3 protein-coding genes are annotated in these 2,872 nt (G+C 74.3%); 2 read left to right on the top strand and 1 reads right to left on the bottom strand.

Annotated elements, in window-relative coordinates; genetic code table 11:
• Window positions 1-148 precede the first annotated feature (148 nt).
• On the top strand, window positions 149-1,270 hold the full coding sequence (locus G5C65_RS34850; protein WP_165303067.1) for a DUF5925 domain-containing protein: 1,122 nt from the start codon (window positions 149-151) through the stop codon (window positions 1,268-1,270).
• Window positions 1,271-1,483: 213 nt separating this feature from the next.
• On the opposite strand, the gene G5C65_RS34855 is transcribed toward G5C65_RS34850, so the two are convergent.
• A complete protein-coding gene (locus G5C65_RS34855; RefSeq protein ID WP_165303068.1) occupies window positions 1,484-1,858 on the bottom strand; it encodes a GntR family transcriptional regulator in 375 nt (124 codons plus the stop codon).
• A 73-nt stretch (window positions 1,859-1,931) separates the two neighbouring features.
• Between G5C65_RS34855 and G5C65_RS34860 the strand changes: the two genes are divergently transcribed.
• Complete coding sequence (locus G5C65_RS34860; protein WP_165303069.1) at window positions 1,932-2,855, top strand: GNAT family N-acetyltransferase; 924 nt, start codon at window positions 1,932-1,934, stop codon at window positions 2,853-2,855.
• Window positions 2,856-2,872 lie beyond the last annotated feature (17 nt).

Consider the following 2,872-nt stretch of genomic DNA (forward strand, 5'->3'; position numbering starts at 1 on the left):
CCGTCCCCCACTGTGCAGCCCCATGCGAACCTGCCCCGGATGCCCTGGATGTCCTGGATGTTCTGAGTTCAGGCTACGGTGGCCCCCTCCCGAATGCCGGGAGAATCCCCCGAAACCCGGGTGCGTATCCCCGGCCCCATGCCGGATCATGGCCGACATGAGTTCCGACCCGCCGCGGCCCACCCGGCCCGAGCTGTCCCTGCCGCCCCGTCTGACGATCGACGACAGCGATTCGACCGGCGACATCATCGACGCGCTGCTCCTCGGCCGCTTCACCACCGGCGAGCAGCCCTACTCGCGCAGCCACACCGTGGACCGCGTGAAGAAGGGCCGCACCCTGCTGCCGCCGGACGCGAGCGTGCTGCGCGAGTCCCGGGACGACAACTCGGGCTCGGTGCTCGCCGAGGGCGACGGCTGGACGGTGCGGGTCTCGCGCTGGAGCCAGGGCGCCGAGGTCACGGTCACCGCGATCAGCGACGAGCTGGCGGAGCGGCGGCTCAAGCAGGCCGTGGAGGACGCGGAGGACGAGCCGGCGCCCCAGGACGACGAGGTCTCCATGGGCTTCTGGTACCACTCGCCGATGCGCGGCCCGCGCCGTACGACCCGTACCATCAGCGCGGCCACCTGGGAGGAGGTGCGGCCCAACTACACCGCGCGGGTGGCCGGCGCGATGGACGAGCTGATGAAGGTCACTCCGGACGACATCTCCGGGCGGCTGCTGCTCCTGCACGGCCCGCCGGGCACCGGCAAGACCTCCGCGCTGCGCACGCTGGCCCGCTCCTGGAGCGACTGGTGCCAGGTGGACTGCGTGCTGGATCCGGAGCACCTGTTCAACAACATCGGCTACCTCATGGACATCGCCATCGGCGCCGACGACCCGGACTCGGAGTCGCACCGCTGGCGGCTGCTGCTCCTGGAGGACTGCGACGAGCTGATCCGCGGCGAGGCCAAGCACGCGGCGGGACAGGCGCTCTCCCGGCTGCTCAACCTGACGGACGGGCTGCTGGGCCAGGGCCGCAACGTGCTGGTCGGGGTGACGACGAACGAGGACCTGGAGCGGCTGCACCCCGCCGTGGTACGCCCCGGGCGCTGTCTGGCCCGGATCGAGGTGGGGGCGCTGTCCCGCGAGGAAGCGGTGTCCTGGCTCGGCACGGAGGAGGACATCGGGCGCGAGGGCGCGACGCTGGCGGAGCTGTTCGCCCTCCGCAAGGGCCGCTCCCCGGCATCGGTCCCACGCCAGGAACGCGAGGGCGCGGGCCTCTACCTCTAGTGCCGTATCCGGCGGACCGTGCCGGATCGGAGCTGCCCCGTGCTGTCGCGTCGCGGACTGCGGGTGGCTCCCCCAAGCTCTCGGCTTCGCTCGAGCAGGGAGGTACCCCCATGGCTGGTCGCGCGGTTCCCCGCGCCCCTTCGGGGCGCAGCCGCGGTCCGCAGGGCACATACCGGGGCAGCCCCGACTCCGCGCAGCCCGCCGGAGGCGGCGTCAGCTCTCGTCGGCGTACACCGCCTGCACGGCGTCCGCCGCGGTGGAGAGCGCCGCGTCCCGGGTCAGCCCCAGCCGGCGGGCGCGGAGCGCGAAGCTCTGGGCCGCGTCGGCCGCGACCCGCGCGGCGGCGTCCCCCGCGGCCGCGATGAAGGTGCCGTTCCGGCCCCGGGTCTCGATCACCCCGTCGGCCTCCAGCGCGCGGTACGCCTTCGCCACCGTGTTGGCCGCGAGCCCCAGCTCCCCGGCGAGGCCGCGGACCGTGGGGAGTTTGTAGCCGGTGGGCAGCACACCGCCGCGCGCCTGCTCGGAGATCTGCGCCCGCAGCTGCTCGTACGGCGGCTGCTGGGCCGCTGTGTCGATGACGACCTTCATACGGTGATTCTCCCCCACCGCGCCGCCGGAAAATGGGAGGCGGCAGGGGAAGCGGCGCCCTAACGTCCGGTGCATGACCGTGATCGTGAGGGAGTTCCAGCCGGAGGACGCCGAGGCCGTGGCCGGTGTCCGACGCGCCGCTGTGCCCTACCTGGTGTGCACCGGCGAGGCGCTGCTGTGGGAGATGACGTCGTATCCGGCCGCCCGGCGGAACGGCGCGCTGGTCGCCGAGGAGGCGGACGGCACGCTCATCGGCTGTGCGCAGTCCGGGCTCGTGGCCGGGACCGGGCCGGGCGGCGAGGGCTATCTCCATACGGTCGTCCGCCCGGAGGCCACGGGCCGGGGCGCGGGCGCGGCGCTCGCCGCGGCGGGCGAGCGGCGGCTGGCCGGACTGGGCGCCGGGAAGGTGCTGACCTGGGTACCGGACGACGGCCGCTCCCCGGGCTTCGCCGAGCGCCGGGGCTACGCGCGCTCACGCACCGCCCGGTTCCTCGGGCTGGACCTGGCGCGGGCACCGCTGCCCGCGCTGCCGGAGCCGCTCCCGGCCGGGGCCGCGCTGCGCACGGTGGCGGACTTCGGCGACGACCTGCGCCCGCTGTACGAGGCGGACGTGGAGTGCGCGGCCGACGAGCCGGGCGACGTCGAGACCGGCCCGACGGCCTACGAGGACTGGCTCCGGCTCAACTGGCGGCGTCCGGACTTCGACGCGGAGCTGAGCAGTGTGGCGCTGGTCGGGGGCGAGGTGGCGGCGTACAGCGTGGCGCAGACGGACGGGGTCGACCGCTACTGGTCGGGGATGACCGGCACCCGCCGCGCGTTCCGGGGGCGGGGGCTGGCGCGGCTGGCCAAGCTGGACTCGCTGCTGCGCTCCCGCGCGGCGGGCTACCGGCACGCGTACACGGGCAACGACGCCTCGAACGCGCCCATGCTCGCCATCAACCATGGCTTCGGCTACACCCTGGCGGGCTCGGAGTGGCGGTATGTGCGGGAGCTGTGACGTCGGCGCAGGACGGG

This window comes from Streptomyces boncukensis (assembly GCF_011045075.1).
In the GTDB taxonomy this organism is placed as follows: Bacteria; Actinomycetota; Actinomycetes; order Streptomycetales; family Streptomycetaceae; genus Streptomyces; species Streptomyces boncukensis.

Excerpts from the sequence above, each read along its gene's own strand:
- G5C65_RS34855 (WP_165303068.1), bottom strand. The coding sequence starts at position 1,858 with ATGAAGGTCGTCATCGACACAGCGGCCCAGCAGCCGCCGTACGAGCAG.
- G5C65_RS34860 (WP_165303069.1), top strand. The coding sequence starts at position 1,932 with ATGACCGTGATCGTGAGGGAGTTCCAGCCGGAGGACGCCGAGGCCGTG.
- G5C65_RS34850 (WP_165303067.1), top strand. The coding sequence starts at position 149 with ATGGCCGACATGAGTTCCGACCCGCCGCGGCCCACCCGGCCCGAGCTG.